The sequence below is a fragment of the Ferrovibrio sp. genome, assembly GCF_036381655.1.
Taxonomy (GTDB): domain Bacteria; phylum Pseudomonadota; class Alphaproteobacteria; order Ferrovibrionales; family Ferrovibrionaceae; genus Ferrovibrio.
Map to the genome: position 1 here is coordinate 37,828 of NZ_DASVCJ010000014.1, position 16,685 is coordinate 54,512.

Here is a 16,685-nt window from a genome sequence, read left to right on the forward strand (position 1 = left end):
CCTCCTACGCTGCCATCGCCTGGTCGGCGATCGCCGCGATCCGGCCATCGGCGGCGAACGCGAACAGCCGCCGAGGCTCGAGATAGACATCGATCCGCTGCCCCGGCTCGTACCGGCGCACGCCGGCGGCCAAAGCCACCCAGCGATGCGCGCCGACATCGACATGGACGTAACTTTCCGAGCCGGTTATCTCCGAAACCGCCACAATAGCCGGCAGCATGACGCAATCGGATTTCGGCCGGTCGAGCAGCAGATGATGGGCACGGAAGCCGATCGTGTATCGTCCCTCCGGCAGACCCGCCAGGGCGGTCGTCATCGGCAGGCTGTGGCCGGTATCGAGCCGGAGATCGCCATGGACCTTGGTGGCCTCGACGCGGTTCAGCGGCGGATCGGAAAAGACCCGCGCAGTCACCAGGCTGGCGGGCCGGTGATACAGCTCGGTCGTCCGGCCGAATTGGGCCACACGCCCCTCGAACAATGCGACGGTATTGCCGCTGAGCAGCAGGGCCTCGGATGGTTCTGTGGTGGCATAGACAAAGACCGCGCCGGTCGTCGCGAAAATGCGCGGCAGTTCGTCGCGCAGCTCCTCGCGCAACTTGTAATCCAGATTGGCAAGCGGTTCGTCCATCAGCACCAGTTCGGCGCGCTTGACCAGAGCGCGCGCGATTGCCGTGCGTTGCTGCTGACCGCCCGACAGTTGCAGCGGCAGCCGGCTCAGCATGTTCTCAAGCTTCAACAGCTTGGCGGCCTCGCGCACCCGCGCCTCGATTTCCTCCTTCGCAAGGCCGGCGACGCGTAGCGGAGAGGCAATGTTTTCGTAGACGGTCAGCGTCGGATAATTGATGAATTGCTGGTAGACCATGGCGACATTGCGCTTGCTGACCGGCAGACCGGTCACATCGCGGCCATCGACCAGAATCCGGCCGCCGCTCGGCTGATCGAGGCCGGCCATCAGCCGCATGAGCGAGGTTTTACCCGCCAGCGTCGGGCCGAGCAGGACATTCACCGTGCCCGGCCGCAAGGTCAGCGTCGTCTCGGCGATATGCGTCTCGCCATCGACGATCTTGCTGATATTTTCGAGCGTCAGTTCCATGCGGTTCCTACGCCGTCCGCGCCGTCAATGAGCCGTCTTTTGCAGCACGCTCGGCCATCCAGGCGCCGAGCCGGGCGGCCTGCTCTGGCGTCAGGCGCAGGCCGAGCTTGGTTCTGCGCCACAGCACATCCTCGGCAGTCCGGGCCCACTCATTGTTCATCAGATGGCGGACCTCGGCTTCGGTCAGGTCATGACCGAAATCGACGCCGAGATCTTCGCGCCGCTTCGCGCCGGCCAGAATATCGTTGGCGCGCGTGCCGTAGAGGCGCACCAGGCGCGTCGCCCAGCTCTTATCGAGGAAGGAATGGCGGCCCAGCAGATCGGCAATGACCTGATCCCGACCGTCATAGGGGAAATCGCCGCCCGGCAACGCGGCTGTCGCCGTCCAGGCCGGGCCGATATTCAGATAATCGCTCAAACGATCGAGGACGGCTTCGGCAAGACGCCGATAGGTCGTGATCTTGCCGCCGAAGACGGACAGCAGCGGCGCCTGCCGGCGCGGCACATCCAGTTCGAGGACATAATCCCGCGTCGCCTCCTGCGCTTTTGAAGCGCCGTCGTCATAGAGCGGGCGGACGCCGGAATAGCTCCAGACCACATCCGAAGGTGCGATCGGCCGGCGGAAATAGTCGTTGGCGGCATGGCAGAGATAGGCGATCTCCTCCTCCGAGGCATGCACCGCGGCGGGATCGCCTTCGTAATCCTGATCCGTGGTTCCGATCAGCGTGAAATCGTCCTGATAGGGGATGGCGAAGATCACCCGGCCGTCGGCATTCTGAAAAATGTAGGCGCGTTCGTGCTCGAACATCCCTCGCACGACGATATGGCTGCCCTTGACCAGCCTGACCCTGGCGGCGGCATTCGCCTGCACCACGCCCGACAGCATATCCGCGACCCACGGCCCGGCCGCATTTACCAGTGTGCGCGCCGAAAGAATCTCGCGCATCCCCGCCGCGGTCTCCACCACCAGCCGCCAGATATCGCCGTCGCGCCGCGCCGAAACCATGCGCGTGCGCGGCCGGATCACAGCGCCGCGCGCCGCCGCGTCGACGGCATTCAGCGTCACGAGCCTGGCATCATCGACCCAGCAATCGGAGTATTCGAACGCGAATTTCAGTTCCGGCCGCAAGACCGCGCCGGCGGGATCGCGTCTAAGGCGCAGGCTGCGGGTCGGCGGCAGGATTTTGCGGGCGCCGAGATGGTCATACAGGAATAATCCGAGCCGCAGCATCCAGGCGGGACGCAGGCCGCGGTGATGCGGCAGGACGAAGCGCAATGGCGAAATGATATGAGGTGCCATGCGCAGCAGCACCTCGCGCTCCCGCAAGGCTTCGCGGACCAGCCGGAATTCGTAGAACTCCAGGTAACGCAGTCCGCCATGGATCAGTTTGGTCGAGGCCGACGAGGTGGCACTGGCCAGATCATTCTGCTCGCAAAGCACGACCGACAGGCCTCTGCCTGCAGCATCGCGCGCGATGCCGGTGCCATTGATGCCACCACCGCAGATTGCGAGGTCGAAGATTACCCCCAACCTTTCCTCCCATGCCGGATGACTGGCCGTCTATATTTTCACTTTACCTCTCAAAACGCAAAATATTCAAGCCAAAATGAAAATACAGAACCTGGAAGGGAAAACCTAATCTTCGCTCACGCGCCCTGGATGTCCGCCGACCTCGACAACCTCCACCCGATTGGCCTCGAACATCGCCTTGAGGTCTTCGCTCGGGATATGGTCGGTAACGAAGACATCGATCTCTTCCAGATGGGCAATCCGCACCGGCGCCGAGCGTTCGAATTTCAGGCGGTCGGCGACCAGGATCACCCGGCGGGCGCTTTCTATGATCGCGCGTGAGACCCGCACCTCGCGATAGTCGAAATCGAGCAGCGTGCCATCGGCATCGATCGCCGAGGCGCCGATGACGGCGGTGTCCACCTTGAACTGGCGGATGAATTCCACCGTCGCGGCGCCAATGATGCCGCCATCGGAGCGGCGCACGGTGCCGCCGGCCAGGATCACCTCGATGCGCGGATGACGGTATAATTCCGCCGCAACATGCAGGTTATTCGTAATCACCAGCAGGCCGTCGTGATCGGTTAGGGCCTTTGCCACCTCTTCGGTGGTGGTGCCGATATTGATGAACAGGGAGGAATGGTTGGCCACCAACTGGGCGGCCGCCCGGCCGATCCGCTGCTTCTCGTCCTGGGCGACGAAGCGCCGCGCCTCGTAGCCGACATTCTCCACGCTGGAGGCAAGAACGGCGCCGCCATGGACGCGCGCCAGGAAGCGGCGATCGCATAGCTCGTTGAGATCCTTGCGGATGGTCTGTGGCGTGACATCGAAACGCAGGGCCAGCTCTTCGACGCTGACCCGCCCGGCCTCGCGGGCGATCCCCAAAATCTGGCGCTGCCGCGATGAAATCTCATCCATGGCCCAACCTCCCAGGTCACTGAAGACTCGTTTCGATGGCTGCTCGAACCGGCCCGGGTACGAAAGTACAAACGAAACCAGGACTTTCGTTTTAGGCCATCAGGGCCATCGGCAAAAGAGGCAGGCGGCCCGGCCATCGAAAGGGCGGCGCGGCAGTACTGGAACGAAAACAGATGCTTTTCCGTAATTGTCGGAGCAGCAACAGGCCGAGGAGACGTCTATGGCCAAGGCACGGTCGAAAAAACAGCAGATGGCCGCGGGGGCGGCGCTGGCCGCCGAACGCGGCGAAAAGCCGAAATCCAGCCTGCGGGGCGCCTCGAAGGGGATGGCCCAGTCGATGAGCGAAAAGGAGCTGGAGCGGATGGCCCATGCCAAACGCAAGAAGCTTCCCAAAAGGAGATCGAAAAGCTGACCGGATGGGATATGTAACTCACTGAAAATATGTGAAGAATTCCCGGAAAAATACCTTCGCTTCTGAAGCGGGGCGAAATTTGCTAGTTTTTAACTATGAGCGATTTGACGGCGATCATTCCGCGCCTCCCGGTCGAACGCGCCACGGTCGCGATCGCCACGGGAGGCATGCCGAAATCCCGCATCGAGGTCATCACCGAAGGCGCCCTCCCGGGCGCCGAGACGATGCTGCAGAAGCTGCTCGAAATCCGCGGCAAGATCGGCGGGCCGGACAAGGAAAGGGCGGAGCGGGAATCGCGGGTGCCGGAATTCCACGCCGCACCGATCACCTATGACGGATTTGCCGTGGTGCGGCGCCCGCCCGCCGAGTCGATCCGGCTGGTCACCGAAACCTAGCGGCCCACCCACTTCGCGGCCTACCGAGTACCAAGGGGCGTAACAGCTACTCATCTATGGTCGCATATGCTAGTTAGCGGCTCGCCGGCACAACCGCCGGGCCGTTCGATTCATGTCAGGACTTCTAGACGATGGGCAAACGTATCTTGGTGACGGGGGGGGCCGGCTTCCTCGGCTCGCATCTCTGCGAACGGCTGCTGCAGGATGGGCACGATGTCATCTGTCTGGACAATTTCTATACCGGCAGAAAGGACAATATCGTCCACCTCATGGATCATCGCTTTTTCGAGCTGATGCGCCATGATGTGACATTCCCGCTCTACGTCGAAGTCGACGAGATCTACAATCTGGCCTGCCCAGCCTCCCCCATCCACTACCAGTTCGATCCCGTGCAGACCACCAAGACCAGCGTGCATGGGGCCATCAACATGCTCGGCCTTGCCAAGCGCACAAAAGCGAAAATTTTCCAGGCATCCACCTCGGAAGTTTACGGCGATCCCGAGATGCACCCGCAAACGGAAGACTATCGGGGCAATGTCAATCCGATCGGGCCTCGCGCTTGTTACGATGAAGGCAAGCGATGCGCCGAAACCCTGTTCTTCGACTACCATCGTCAGCATCGGCTGAATATTCGCGTCGCGCGGATATTCAACACCTATGGCCCCCGCATGCTGCCGAACGATGGCCGCGTGGTCAGCAATTTCATCGTGCAGGCCCTTAAAGGCCGCGACATCACCATATATGGCAAAGGCTCGCAGACGCGCAGCTTCTGCTATGTGGACGACCTCGTCGATGGCATTATCCGCCTGATGAATGCGCCGGATGATGTGACCGGCCCGATCAACCTCGGCAATCCCGTCGAGTTCACCATCATGGATCTTGCCAAGATGGTCATCGAATTGACCGGTGCGAAGTCGCAGCTGGTTTTCAAGCCTTTGCCCGAAGACGATCCTATGCAGCGGCAGCCAAATATCGAAAAGGCGAAAAAACTCCTCGGCTGGCAGCCGAGCGTCGCATTGCGGCAGGGGCTTGAGAAAACCATCGCCTACTTCGAATCTGAACTGTCAAAAGGCCGATTCTGATCTTTTTATTCACAACAAGCGAAAATCAATTCGAGATAGATGCAGCCCTCGCCCGATATCAGCTTCGTCATACCGGTATTTCGCAAAGCCGCAGTTCTTCCGTATGTCATTCGCGCCCTCAAGGACCAGGTTTTCGACGGCACTGTAGAATATATTTTCGTCGACGATGCTTCTCCCGATCACTCGCTCGCCATGTTGCGGGAACTGGGGCCAGGCCTCGGCAATTGCACCGTTATCGAGAACAGTATCAACGCCGGCCCCAGCATCCGCCTCAATCAGGGCGCCCGGGCGGCAAGAGGGAAATTCCTCTGTTTCATCGATGCCGATGAGCTGATCGCCCCAAATGCCGTCGCGATCATGCTGCGGCTATTGAGAGCCGAGAATGCACAGATCATCCACGGCAAGGTTATGCATTCGCAAGCGCCGGCCGACGCCATTCACCCTGCACCCATGCCGGACAAGCCTGAATATTTCGTCAGCGACACCCCGCTGCAGATGATATTGCGTGGACGCGGCTTCGTACGTATGACCTGGCTCGTCGATGCGAATGTGTTCCGGGCGGGCGGCGGCTGCGACGAACGTATATTCGTACAGGATGAGTCCTTTCCACTTCGCATGGCCGCTCAAGCCTCACGCATGATCGACCTGCGGGCCATCATGACTTACGCACCCCAGATTGGATCGCATGTCTCATCCAATATAGGTCAGTTGGTACACGACCGCTTCCTCGCGCATTACAATATGCTGCAGGATCATCCGGAATACGACGCAACGCTCCGCGCCTTCCTGACGAAAAAATGCATCTCCAGCGGCTGGAAAGCTGTCTCCCGATGCGGGTTGCCATTTAATCGTCTGCGGATGCTCATGCTTTATGGAGTGGCAAAACTCGGGCTGCTCGGTGAAGCGCAAGAAACCCTGCTGCATTTGGCGGAGGCCTTCCGACTTTTGCGGAATGTACGCCGCATACCGGGCGGCAGAGTTGTGGGAGTGCCTTGAATTGATGGAGGCGTCCTCCCGAGCGCTCCCCAAATGGGCGAAGCTGCAACGTTTCAATCTTTGGCTATTCGGCCTCATGCCGCTCGCATTGCTGGTGGCGCGAGGCGGTGCGGAAGTTTTCATGGCCGTGATCGGCCTTTCATTCCTTGCCACGATTGCTCAACAGAAGAAATGGGACATCGTCAAGGATCCGCTGGTCGGCACGCTCTTCGTCACCTGGCTGGCCTTGAATATCCTGGTTTCGCCATTCGCCGGCAATGTCGGTGAATCTTTCGGCCGGAGCCTGCTGTGGCTGCGCTTCATCGTGTTTTTTGCCGCAGTGCCCTTTTGGCTGGTCCGGTCGCATGATGACCTGACGCTGATCATGCGCGCCTGGGGTATCATCCTGGCTTTTGCGATCATCGATGGCCTTGTCCAATTGGCGACCGGCACGTCGCTCACCGGCCGGCCGATGCTCGGCAATCGGCTCACAGCCGCGCTCGATCGTCCCAATATCGGCATTTTCGTTGTCCGGATCGGCTTTCCGTTCATGGCCGGCTGGCTGCTGCTGATCGCCGCCCGCGTGACCGACCGGGATCTCTGGCGCGTGAAGCCCTCGATGTGGGGCTTCGCTTGTCTGATGGTTGCCTTCGTCCTGCTGACCGGAGAACGCTCGGCGACATTGCTGACCCTCATCGCTCTTGCCGCCATGGTGCTTCTTGCGACGATGATATCGGTCGAGTATCGCCGCTACGGCCTGTTCGGAATACTCGCCGCTGCAGCCGCGTTAGCTGCCGTGCTGCTCGGCAGCGCACGAATTCTAGCCCGGGCAAGGAGCGCCTTGCAGGTTATCGAGCATTTCTGGCATTCGATCTATGGCGAATTGATTCTGGCCGGCCTGCGGCTATGGCGAGAGCATCCCCTGGCCGGCGTCGGCATGGATAATTTCCGCTTCGCGTGCCGGGAAATCCTCGATCGCGGCCTCATCTCCGAGTGCCATCCGCATCCACACAACATGTACGTCGAGTGGCTCGCCGAAACCGGCATGATCGGCTTCCTTGGCTTTGCGGTTTTCGTGGTGATTCTGATCTGGCGGGTTCTGAAGCCGCTTCGGGCCGATGACGCCCATATCAGGCTCGTCGGCACTTTCCTCGCCGGCTGCCTTCTCGTTGTCCTGCTGCCGTTTTCGGTCGGCCAGAGCTTTTTCAGCAACTGGCCGGCAATGCTGCTCTGGTCCTCCCTGGCGCTGACTGCCGCCGTCGCGCGACTGGCGTGCGGCGGAGAAGGACGGTGATAGCGATGGCAATCCTTGTCATCAAACATTCCGCTCTTGGCGATGTCATTCTTGCCCTGCCGCTGTTCCAGGCGATCCGCCGGCATCATCCAAAAGAACATCTGGTGCTGCTGACCACGGCGCCCTTTGCCGACCTTGCCCGCGCCAGTGGCTGTTTCGACGAAATCTGGTGCGACAATCGGCCGAAACTGTGGAACCTGACGACGACGCTCCAGCTGATGCGGAAAATCCGCAATGGGCATTTTGGGCGGATCTACGATCTGCAGGGAAGCCAACGCACCCGCTGGTACTACCGCCTGCTGGGCCGCCCTCGCCCCGAATGGGTCGGCAATGCAAGCGGCTGCAGCCATTACATTCCCAATCCGACGCGGCCTGTGCATATCAGCGAATTGCGGCGCCAGCAGCTTGCATTGGTCGGTATCCCCGATCCGGGCCTGCCCGATCTGAGTTTCCTGAAAAGCGACATCTCCAGATTTGGCCTGCCGCCCTCATACGCGCTGCTGATCCCGGGCGGCTCGCCGCATCGTCCCGCCAAGCGCTGGCCCGCGCCGGCCTTTGCCGAACTGGCCAGGCATCTGGCGGAACGCCGCCTCACGCCGGTCTTGATCGGCCGTGAGCCGGAGCAGGCGGAGATCGCGCAGATCAAGCAGGCCTCCAGCCAAGCTATCGATCTCTGCAACCGCACGGATATCGCCGACCTGGCAGCCCTGGCGCGGAGCGCCGCTCTGGCCGTCGGGAACGATACCGGGCCGATGCATATCGTCGCTGCGGCCGGCTGCCCCTCTCTGGTGCTGTATTCCGCAGAGTCGGATCCTCGGAAAAACGCGCCGCGCGGCGACTGGGTCCGCACGCTGCAGCGCCCCAGCCTCGATCAGCTGACGGTCGAGGACGTTCTCTCCGGCTTGCCGGCTGTCCGGCAGCACTGAAACGGAGGGCGCTCGGACCGGCAAAATCAGCCCAGGATTGCGGCTGGCCATCTCTATCCCGACATGGCAGGAATGACCGGCGAAAAACCCGCTACCGTGCTTGCGACGGGCGGACACCGCGCCAATACTGATTGCAGCACGGTTTCGATCCGGAACTCCAATAAACCTCAACCCTCGGCCCTGCCACGCCAGCATCCTGACAATGCCCCACAGCACCCATCTGCTCCGACGTGTCTGGTTCAACCGCTATATCTGGCAGCGTCGAGGCATATTCTGGATTGGCGGACTATTGGTCGGCCTCGCGGCAGTCCTGTTCGTCGAAGCTGCGGATTTCGCGCAATCGACCCTGCGGCTGATCTTGCGATATTTCCCTTATGCGCCGCTGATCCTCACCCCTGCCGGCCTTGCCTTTTCGCTGTGGGTGACGCGCCGCTACTTCCCCAATTCCCAGGGCAGCGGCATTCCTCAAGCGATCGCCGCCCGCCACCTGGCCGATCAGGACGAACGCAGCCGGCTCCTGTCATTGCGCATCGCCATCGGCAAGATACTGCTGACCGTGCTGGCGCTCGGGGTCGGCGCTTCCGTGGGCCGTGAAGGGCCGACGGTCCAGGTTGGCGCCTCGATCATGCACGCGCTTGGCAAGGGACGGTTCAAGAAGCATCAAGGCCTCGTGCTGGCGGGTAGCGCTGCCGGTATCGCCGCGGCCTTCAATACGCCGCTGGCTGGCCTCGTATTCGGCATCGAGGAAATGAGCCGCTCGTTCGAGCACCGCTTCAGCGGCTTTGTGCTCGGCTCGATCATCGCCGCCGGCCTGGTCTCGCTATTCTTCCTCGGCGACTATGTCTATTTCGGCCATACCGCGGCGAGCGTACAAAGCTTCCAGGACATCCCCGCCGTCTTTGTTTGCGGCGTGGCCGGTGGAATTCTGGGCGGCCTGTTCAGCCGTATTCTGCTCTGGATACTGGTCGGGCCGGCGGGCCGCCTCGGCAGCTGGATGCGGGCCCACCCAATCGCCTTTGCCGCGCTTTGCGGTCTTGGCACCGCCATCTGCGGCCTGCTCTCGGAGGGCACCACCTACGCCACCGGGTATAGCGAAGCCAAGTCGATCCTGACCGGCGAAGCAGCGCTGCCCTGGCAGTTCGGCATCTTGAAGATGGTGGCCACGACGCTGTCATCGATCTGCGGCATCCCGGGCGGGATATTCTCCCCCTCCCTGGCGATCGGAGCCGGCTTCGGCGCCAACGTCGCCGCGCTGCTGCCGCAGATCGATCCCAGCACCATCGTTCTGCTGTTCATGGTGAGCTATCTCGCCGGCGTGGTTCAGGCGCCGATCACCTCTTTCGTCATCGTCATGGAAATGACCAGCAGCCATGGCATGATCCTGCCGCTGATGGCCGCGTCCATCCTGGCATTCGGAACCTCGCGATTGCTATGCCCAACGCCGGTCTATCATGGCCTGGCGGAAAACTTCATCCGCAATAGCCGGATGCTGCGCGCCAGCCGGCGAAGCGAGACGGAAGCGGAAATCAGCGGGCAGAGCTAGTTCTTGCGGTCGCGCGCGGCGAAGAGCGGCAGCGCATGGATTTCTTCGCCGGACGGCAACTGCGCCCGGCTGTTGTCGATCCAGGCCGCAACATCGCGCCAGACAACCTTTGCCTGAAGATCGCGGAACAGCATATGCCAGCCGTGATCATAGACCACGATGCGCATATCTTCGCGCGGCAATTCGGAAAGAGCGGCGGCGAATTTCTCCACCGGTTCGCGCGGAATAACTTCGTCCTTGGCGCCGTACAGCAGCAGGATCGGCAATCCCGACGGCCTTGCCTGCGCCGCGTCGTCCATCAAATTCACCAGGCCATGGATGGCGTCGATACGTGTGCGCTTTATGACCAGCGGATCGCGCGAAAGGCGACGCAGCATCTCGATATTATCGGAGGCAAGAATCTTGAGGCTTTGGCCGGTCACCGTCAACCAGGGCATTGTGTAGGTCGAAAGCCAGAGCGCCACGCGATAATGCACCGGCATACTGTCGCGGCCCCAAACCGCCGGGGCTCCCAGTATCATCCCGTCCGGCCGCTCGCCGCCGCGCTGCCAAGCCGCTAGCGCCACCGCGCCGCCCATGCTCTCGCCCAGCCAATAAAGCGGCACATCCGGGTATTTCCGCCGCAACAATCGGGTCAGCTCGTCGACATCCAGCGCCAGCCTGTCTTCGCCCGGCCAGAGCCCCCGATATGGCGCCGCGCCGAAGCCGCGTTGATCGGGAGCGTAAGTGGCAATCCCGCGTTGCGCCCACCACGTGGCCGCGTCCTCGAATGCGTGGCTGTAGTCGTTGAAACCATGCAGCGCCAGGATAACGGCCTTCGGCTTGCCTGTCGGCAGCCATTGCCGCAGCGGCAGGACCATTCCGTCATCGGCCTGCCACTCGCCTGCCGCAGCCATCAATTCCGGCTGAGCCGGCGCATTGCCCGGCGGCTGCAGACGCGGCGCGCAAGCTGCGAAGGCAAGCAGCAGGATGATGGCGAGGCACCTCGGCATCGTCACGCCATCTCCGCGATCTGCAGGCGCTGAGCCGGAAAAATCAAAATGGCCGTCGTTCCGATACTTCTCCGGCTGGAAAGGTGTATGCGGCCCTGATGCAGTTCGATCAGGCGCCGGGTGATCGGCAGGCCGAGGCCGCTGCCGCCGATCTCGCGCGCGCGCAGGGAATCGCCTTGCGAGAAAGGTTCGAACACGCGCCTAAGCTGCGCATCCGTCATGCCGCTGCCGGTATCCCGCACGCGGATCGCCAGTTCGCCATCGGTCAGCATGGCCGCAGCGATCTCGACCTGCCCGCCCTCGGCGGTGAACTTTACTGCATTGCTGAGCAGATTCAGCAGCATCTGCTGCAGCAGCCGCTTATCCGCACGCAAGCGCGGCAAGCCTGCCGGTATGCTGCGGTCCAGCCGTACGCCCTTGCCGTCCGCCGTCACCTGAACCAGCGAAAGCGCCTGATCGATCGCCGCGCCGATATCTATATCGGCTTCGTTCAGTTCCAGCTTTCCGGCCTCGATCCGCGACATGTCCAGCACGTCGTTGATCAGCGCCAGCAGATGCTGGCCGCTCTTCATGATGCCGTCGAGATAGTCGCGATAGCGCGGGTTGTCGATCGAACCGAACACGCCCTGCCGCATCACGTCGGCAAACCCCAAAATGGCGTTGAGCGGCGTACGCAATTCGTGGCTCATGGTAGCGAGGAAATTTGTTTTCGCCCGGCTGGCCTGCTCGGCCTGATGACAGGCGAGATCGAGATCGCCGGTTATGGCGCGCAGATCGGCATGCGCCCGTTCGGTCAGCCGCAATTGCCGCAACAGGGCGAAGGCGAAACCGAAGACCAACAGGCAGATCACGGCAATCGCCGCAATCAGGGCATTGTAGAGCCGGCCGGAGCGCAGCTTGGCTTCCTCGATCCGCTGCACGCCAAGGATGTTCAGATTAGCGGCCAAAGCGTTGAAATTGGGATCGAGGGAACGCGAGGCCGCGGCGATTGCAAGGCCTGCGGCCCGATTGCCGGCGGAATAGGCTGCCAGTTCCGTTTCCCAACCGCGGATGGCCCGATCCAGCTTGACGGCGAGATCGTGCAGGCGCGGATTGGATTGCAGGACGACACCGGGTTCGCCGTCATGCAGCAACTCCAGCCGGCTATAGAGAATGTCGTAGCGCTGTTTCAGCTCGGCCATGCTGGATTTCGGCGCCCCGGCCAAGGTTTCCAGCAAAGCGGTGCGAAAGACCTGATGCTCGTTGCGGAACTGAACGGCCTCCCAGACGACATTCTGGAAGGAGAAGCTGTTATATTCGCGCTGCTGCAGGAAGAAATACGCCCCCAATGCGCCGGACAGGCAAGCCAGCGTGAAGACCATGACCAGGACGAAGCGACGCCCGGCGCCCGACAAGGAGCCGGAGGCGGCGGGGGCCGGTGCGTTTTCGGATACGCGCATCAACGGATATCGATCCGGCGAAGCTGCCAGATCGAACGGTAATAGATGACATCGCGGCGCAAGGCCGGATCGCTGTCATACGGGTAGACGACGAAAACCGGCCCCTTGCTGCGCAGGGTGAGCCAGTCGCCATTGGCCTTCAATGCCAGGATGACGTCGTAGCGTTCGGCATCGCTGACCGGAATGTCGATCACATAGTCGTTAAGGGCTACGGCATGCAGGCTGGTGCCGTCAGCCTGCACCGCAGTCAGCACATCCCGCAGCAGCGTCCCTTCGAAGCGCACCTTGCCCGAATGCCAAGGCGTGGCCGTCTCCACCCGATGCAAGCCAAGTCTCTCGAGCATGGCCCGGTCGAATGCCGCGATGCGATGTCCGCCTGCATCCTGCGCATTGCCGCGGCCGATTGCGCCGCCCACGGTCAGCAGAACCTCGCCTGTCGGCTGCGGCAAGGCCTCGGCGGGGCCGGCGGCCCAGGCCGCCTTGCCGCCGGCCAATGTGCCGACCAGGGCGCCGACTAAGACGCCGACCAGGGCAAACGCGACAAAGAGGCGGAAACACCACCGCAATTCCAACCTCTCAAATCGACTCAGGCACATGGACATGATCGGCAGGATTGGCGCATTTGGGTTGGAAAAAATCAACCGTCACGCCGCCCGTCTGGCCGGACGGCGGCTAAAGCGTCCGGGTCAGGCCGCCATCCACATCGATGACGGCCCCCTGCAGATAGGCCGCCTGCGGGGAGGCGAGGAAGGCGACAGCACGCGCAATCTCGGCGGGTTCGCCGAATCGGGCAACCCCCATCGCCCGCGGCATACGCTGCGCCGCCTCGGCTTCCGAGATGCCGTGCTCCTTGGCGAAGCTGCGGATCCGCACCTGCAGCCGTTCGGTGGCGATGGTGCCCGGGTTGATCGCATTGACCCGCACGCCGTCAGCGACGCCGCGATCGGCCAGCACTTTGGTCAGGTTCATCGAGGCGGCATTGACCGAACCGCCAATGGCGAATTCGGCGCTGCCGGTACGGCCGCCGACGCCGATGATGCTGACGATGCTGCCCTGCCGCGCCTTCAAATGCGGCCAGGCGGCACGGCTGAGCCGCATGGCGCCAAAAAACTTCAGGGCGAAGCCATCGCTCCAGTCCTCGTCGCTGAGGGTCAGGAAATCGCCCCGCTTGGTCGCGCCGGCATTGTTGACCAGCAGGTCCAGTCCGCCGAAGCGCTCCACCGTCGCCGCCACCAGCGCCCCGGCGGCAGACGGATCGCGCAGATCGACGGCCTGCACCAGGCATTCCGTCTTCAGGCCGGCCGCGACGCCCTCCAGCAAATCCCGCGAGCGCGCGGCCAGGACCAGTTTCATGCCCTCGGCCGCCAGGGTCTCGGCGATGGCACGGCCGATGCCTTTGCTGGCGCCGGTGACGATGGCGACTTTGCCGCTCAGTTGCAGATCCATGGATTCCTCTCCGGGATGGCCGAAATTTGTCTGATCGGGCTAATCTAGCCGGCGCAATAAAGCAAGCCACGTTAAAGCGAGGGAGGCGTCATGTTTCGCCCGGACCTGTTCAAAGGCAAGCGCATTCTGGTGACCGGCGGCGGCACCGGCCTTGGCAGGGCTATGGCCCGCCGCCTGATGGAGCTCGGCGCCGAACTGCATATCTGCGGCCGGCGCGCCGGCATACTGCAGGAAACCGCGGACGCGCTGGCGAATGCCACCGGCGGCAAGATCCACAGCCACCCCTGCGACATCCGCGCCGCCCCGGCCGTCGATGAGATGGTCGAGGCGATCTGGCAGCAGCATGGGCCGCTCGACGGCCTGATCAACAACGCCGCCGGCAATTTCATCGCCAAGACCGAAGATTTGAGCCCCCGCGGCTTCGATGCCATCGCCAATATCGTGCTGCACGGCAGCTTCTATGTAACCCAGGCCGTCGGCAAGCGCTGGATTGCCGAGCAGCGCAAGGGCAGTATCGTCTCCATCGTCGTCACCTGGGTCTGGACCGGCTCCGCCTTCGTGGTGCCCTCGGCAATGTCGAAAGCCGGCGTTGCGGCGATGACCCAGTCGCTGGCCGTCGAATGGGGACCGAAAGGCATTCGGCTGAACGCGATCGCGCCCGGCCCCTTCCCCACCGAAGGCATGACCAAGCGGCTGGCGCCGACCGAAGCGCTGGAGCGCAAGATGATCGGCGCCATCCCGATGCGCCGGGTCGGCAAGATGTCGGAACTATCCAATCTCGCCGCTTTCCTGCTTTGCGACGAGGTGAGCTACCTCACCGGCGAGGTGATCGCCATCGACGGCGGCCAATGGCTGAACGGCGCCGGCGGCTTCGGCGCGCTTGCCGAACTGAGCGACGCTGAATGGCGGCAGATCCGGGAAGCCATCGCGGCGACCAACGCCAGGGACAAGGCGCAGCGGACCGTCTAGCCGTTCCAGACTGAGCCGTGGTCTTGCCGCCGCGCCCGCACCGGCGCTCGCCGGCGTTTATCCGACGACGGAGCAAATCCTCGGCGCCGCGCGTTTGTTTGCATTCAAAATCATTAATGTTTTCAACTAAATAAAACCTGCCAAAGCCTTCGCTTTGACGCAACGTAAGCGCAATATGATCGCACCGTTTCGCCCCTTACTCGCAGCGCGGAACGGCGGCAAAGCCATAGACGCAATCAGGCCAGAGGCAATCATCATGAGCAGCGATACGGCAACTCGGCTGGAGCATGACTCGCTCGGGGAGATGGCGATTCCATCGACCGCCTATTACGGCATCCAGACCCAGCGTGCGCTGGACAATTTCCATATCTCCGGTATCGGCATCAATCATTTCCCCAACCTCATCCGCGCCTTCGGCATGGTCAAGAAGGCCTGCGCGGCGGCCAACAGGAAGCTGGGCTATCTGACGGATGACAAGTACAAGGTGATCGCCCAGGCCTGCGACGAACTGATCGCCGGCCAATTGCACGAATCCTTCTGCATCGACGTCTTCCAGGGCGGCGCCGGCACCTCGACCAATATGAACGCCAACGAGGTGATCGCCAATCGCGCGCTGGAACTGCTCGGCTTCCACAAAGGCGAATACGAGCACCTGCACCCCAACGACGACGTCAACCTGTCGCAATCCACAAACGACGTCTATCCGACGGCGGTGCGTCTCGGCGTCGTGCTCAGTCATGACGAGCTGATGAAGGCGCTGGACGGGCTGGCTTATGAATTCCGCCAGCGGGGCGTCGAATTCGCCGACATCATCAAGCTCGGCCGCACCCAGCTGCAGGATGCCGTGCCGATGACCCTGGGCCAGGAATTCGAAGCCTTCGCGATCAACATCCGGGAAGACATCGCCCGCGGCGACGAGATCGTGAAGCTGTTCAGGGAAGTCAACCTGGGAGGTACGGCGGTCGGCACCGGAATCAATACCGAGCCGGAATATTCCAATCTCGCCATCGAGGAACTGGCCCATATCTGCGGCTTCGAGATGGTGCGCGCCGCCAACCTGATCGAGGCGAGCTGGGATATGGGCGCATTCGTGCTCTATTCCGGCATGCTGAAACGCATCGCCGTCAAGCTGTCGAAGATCGCCAACGATCTGCGGCTGCTTTCGTCCGGTCCGCGCGGCGGTCTGAACGAAATCGCGCTGCCGCCCATGCAGCCCGGCTCGTCGATCATGCCGGGCAAGGTCAATCCGGTGATCCCGGAAGTGGTCAACCAGGTCTGCTTCCAGGTGATCGGCAACGACATGGCTGTCACCATGGCGGCCGAAGCCGGCCAGTTGCAGCTCAACGTGATGGAACCGGTGATCGTCTATAACGTGCTCTCCTCCATGCAACTGCTGGTGCGCGCCGCCAAAACGCTGGCCGAGAAATGCGTCAGCGGCATCCAGGCCAATATCGAGGCTTGCAGGCGGCATGTGGAGGCGAGCGTCGGCATCGTCACCGCGCTCAATCCGTATATCGGCTACGAGAAATCGGCCGCTCTGGCCAAGGAGGCATTGAAATCCGGCCGCACGGTCCGCGAACTGGCTATCGAGAAAGGCTGGCTCACCGAGGCACAGCTCGACGACATCCTCGATGTCGCCAAGCTGACCGCGCCGCGCCGCCGCGGCCGCAAGATCGTGGCTGGCTCCTAGG

At 62.3% G+C, this 16,685-nt stretch carries 16 protein-coding genes; 9 read left to right on the plus strand and 7 right to left on the minus strand.

Annotated elements, in window-relative coordinates; all coding sequences use genetic code 11:
* Positions 1–4 precede the first annotated feature (4 nt).
* The 3 genes from VF194_RS02920 to VF194_RS02930 form a co-directional block, all read right to left on the minus strand.
* On the minus strand, positions 5–1,093 hold the full coding sequence (locus VF194_RS02920; RefSeq protein WP_330887857.1) for an ABC transporter ATP-binding protein: 1,089 nt from the start codon (positions 1,091–1,093) through the stop codon (positions 5–7).
* Between the two features lie 7 nt (positions 1,094–1,100).
* The gene (gene glpD, locus VF194_RS02925; RefSeq protein WP_330887859.1) at positions 1,101–2,624 is read right to left on the minus strand and encodes a glycerol-3-phosphate dehydrogenase; all 1,524 of its coding nucleotides are present in this window, start codon (positions 2,622–2,624) and stop codon (positions 1,101–1,103) included.
* 105 nt (positions 2,625–2,729) lie between these two features.
* Positions 2,730–3,521, minus strand: coding sequence for a DeoR/GlpR family DNA-binding transcription regulator (locus VF194_RS02930; protein WP_330887861.1), 792 nt, complete (start codon positions 3,519–3,521; stop codon positions 2,730–2,732).
* 220 nt (positions 3,522–3,741) lie between these two features.
* Between VF194_RS02930 and VF194_RS02935 the strand changes: the two genes are divergently transcribed.
* The 7 genes from VF194_RS02935 (at position 3,742) to VF194_RS02965 (ending at position 10,148) form a co-directional block, all read left to right on the plus strand.
* On the plus strand, positions 3,742–3,933 hold the full coding sequence (locus VF194_RS02935) for a DUF3008 family protein (RefSeq protein ID WP_330887863.1): 192 nt from the start codon (positions 3,742–3,744) through the stop codon (positions 3,931–3,933).
* Between the two features lie 95 nt (positions 3,934–4,028).
* Positions 4,029–4,328, plus strand: coding sequence for a hypothetical protein (locus VF194_RS02940; protein WP_330887865.1), 300 nt, complete (start codon positions 4,029–4,031; stop codon positions 4,326–4,328).
* A 131-nt stretch (positions 4,329–4,459) separates the two neighbouring features.
* Complete coding sequence (locus VF194_RS02945; protein ID WP_330887867.1) at positions 4,460–5,410, plus strand: UDP-glucuronic acid decarboxylase family protein; 951 nt, start codon at positions 4,460–4,462, stop codon at positions 5,408–5,410.
* A gap of 39 nt (positions 5,411–5,449) precedes the next feature.
* A complete protein-coding gene (locus VF194_RS02950; RefSeq protein WP_330887869.1) occupies positions 5,450–6,406 on the plus strand; it encodes a glycosyltransferase family 2 protein in 957 nt (318 codons plus the stop codon).
* Positions 6,407–6,482: 76 nt separating this feature from the next.
* A complete protein-coding gene (locus tag VF194_RS02955) occupies positions 6,483–7,679 on the plus strand; it encodes an O-antigen ligase family protein (protein ID WP_330887870.1) in 1,197 nt (398 codons plus the stop codon).
* A gap of 5 nt (positions 7,680–7,684) precedes the next feature.
* On the plus strand, positions 7,685–8,605 hold the full coding sequence (locus VF194_RS02960; RefSeq protein ID WP_330887872.1) for a glycosyltransferase family 9 protein: 921 nt from the start codon (positions 7,685–7,687) through the stop codon (positions 8,603–8,605).
* Positions 8,606–8,807: 202 nt separating this feature from the next.
* On the plus strand, positions 8,808–10,148 hold the full coding sequence (locus VF194_RS02965; protein WP_330887874.1) for a chloride channel protein: 1,341 nt from the start codon (positions 8,808–8,810) through the stop codon (positions 10,146–10,148).
* On the opposite strand, the gene VF194_RS02970 is transcribed toward VF194_RS02965, so the two are convergent.
* The 4 genes from VF194_RS02970 to VF194_RS02985 all read right to left on the minus strand — a co-directional run bounded on the left by VF194_RS02970 (position 10,145) and on the right by VF194_RS02985 (position 14,025).
* Positions 10,145–11,140 carry a lysophospholipase gene (locus tag VF194_RS02970; RefSeq protein WP_330887947.1) on the minus strand — a complete coding sequence of 332 codons (996 nt, stop codon included), beginning with the start codon at positions 11,138–11,140 and terminating at the stop codon, positions 10,145–10,147. The two genes, VF194_RS02965 and VF194_RS02970, sit on opposite strands and share 4 nt — an antisense overlap.
* Positions 11,141–11,142: 2 nt before the next feature.
* Positions 11,143–12,579: a sensor histidine kinase gene (locus VF194_RS02975; protein ID WP_330887876.1), complete on the minus strand. Its 1,437-nt coding sequence runs from the start codon at positions 12,577–12,579 to the stop codon at positions 11,143–11,145.
* Positions 12,579–13,145 carry a molybdopterin-dependent oxidoreductase gene (locus VF194_RS02980; protein WP_330887878.1) on the minus strand — a complete coding sequence of 189 codons (567 nt, stop codon included), beginning with the start codon at positions 13,143–13,145 and terminating at the stop codon, positions 12,579–12,581. The genes VF194_RS02975 and VF194_RS02980 overlap by 1 nt, the downstream gene beginning before the upstream one ends.
* A gap of 106 nt (positions 13,146–13,251) precedes the next feature.
* Positions 13,252–14,025, minus strand: coding sequence for an SDR family oxidoreductase (locus VF194_RS02985; protein WP_330887880.1), 774 nt, complete (start codon positions 14,023–14,025; stop codon positions 13,252–13,254).
* A 90-nt stretch (positions 14,026–14,115) separates the two neighbouring features.
* Here VF194_RS02985 and VF194_RS02990 point away from each other — a divergent pair, with 90 nt between their 5' ends.
* Together VF194_RS02990 and VF194_RS02995 are read left to right on the plus strand one after the other, a co-directional pair.
* The gene (locus tag VF194_RS02990) at positions 14,116–14,994 is read left to right on the plus strand and encodes an SDR family oxidoreductase (RefSeq protein WP_330887882.1); all 879 of its coding nucleotides are present in this window, start codon (positions 14,116–14,118) and stop codon (positions 14,992–14,994) included.
* Positions 14,995–15,250: 256 nt separating this feature from the next.
* Complete coding sequence (locus VF194_RS02995; protein WP_330887884.1) at positions 15,251–16,684, plus strand: aspartate ammonia-lyase; 1,434 nt, start codon at positions 15,251–15,253, stop codon at positions 16,682–16,684.
* Position 16,685 lies beyond the last annotated feature (1 nt).